Source organism: Vibrio sp. Y176 (assembly GCF_033438945.1).
The window spans coordinates 1-1105 of the sequence record NZ_JAWOQS010000108.1; the positions used below are offsets into that span (position 1 = coordinate 1).

Here is a 1105-nt window from a genome sequence, read left to right on the forward strand (position 1 = left end):
CTGCCAGCACCAATTGCGGTATTACCAGCCATCATCATTGCGTTTCTTCTCAGCAAAGAGAAACTTAACCGCTCTATCGAACATTTTATGCGTGGTGTTGGTCATCAAGACATCATCGCAATGTGCATGATCTACTTGCTTGCAGGTGCGTTTGCTGCCGTTGCAAAGGCTTCTGGCGGTGTCGATGCTACCGTAAACTTAGGTCTATCTGCCATTCCGACCAGCATGATTCTGCCTGGTATTTTCATGATCTCAGCTTTCATTGCGACAGCGATGGGCACTTCGATGGGCACCATCGCTGCCGTTGCACCTGTGGCTTTGGGTATTGCTCACTCTGCAGGTAGGAGTTTGCCATTAACCGCTGGTGTTGTGTTCAGCGGTGCGAGGTTTGGTGATAACCTTTCTATCATCTCTGACACCACCATCGCGGCAACACGCTCTCTGGGCTGTGAAATGAAGGACAAGTTCAAAGAGAACATCCGCATTGCACTTCCAGCAGCTCTGGTTGCTATGGGTATTTTTGCGTTCAATAGCACTGCGACTCAAGTGCCAGAGACTGGCCCAATTGAATGGTTAAAAGTGCTACCGTACGTCACCATTTTGATTTTGGCGGTTTCAGGGCTTAACGTATTTGTTGCGCTGACTATCGGTATTTTACTGGCGGGTGGTGTAAGCTTGGTTTCGATTGACGACTACGGTCTAACGAACCTAGCGCAAGACGTGTACAGCGGTTTTGGCAACATGCAGGAAATCTTCCTACTATCGATGCTGATTGGTGGTCTGAGTGAATTGATGCGTCGTCAAGGCGGTCTTGCTTTCCTGACCAACTTAGTGAGCAGCATGATCCACGCGTTTGGCTCTAGCCATTCAAAACACGCGAACAGCCGCGCAAGTGAGCTAGGTATCGCGGGCTTGGTTTCTATGGTGAATGGTTGCACGGCAAATAATACGGTCGCCATCATCGTATCGGGTAGCGTGGCGCGCCAGTTGGCGGAAGAGAATAATGTCTCTCCTCGTCGCTCAGCAAGCTTGTTGGATATTTTCTCGTGCGTGGTACAAGGCATTTTGCCTTACGGCGCGCAAGTATTGTTGCTAGGCTCAGTAT

Annotated in this window: 1 protein-coding gene; it reads left to right on the forward strand. The window is 49.8% G+C overall.

Going from position 1 to position 1105, the window contains the following annotated elements; translation table 11 throughout:
- Positions 1 to 1105, forward strand: a 1105-nt coding sequence (locus R7O13_RS24430) for a Na+/H+ antiporter NhaC family protein (protein WP_318304877.1), incomplete at both ends; no start/stop codon positions are given.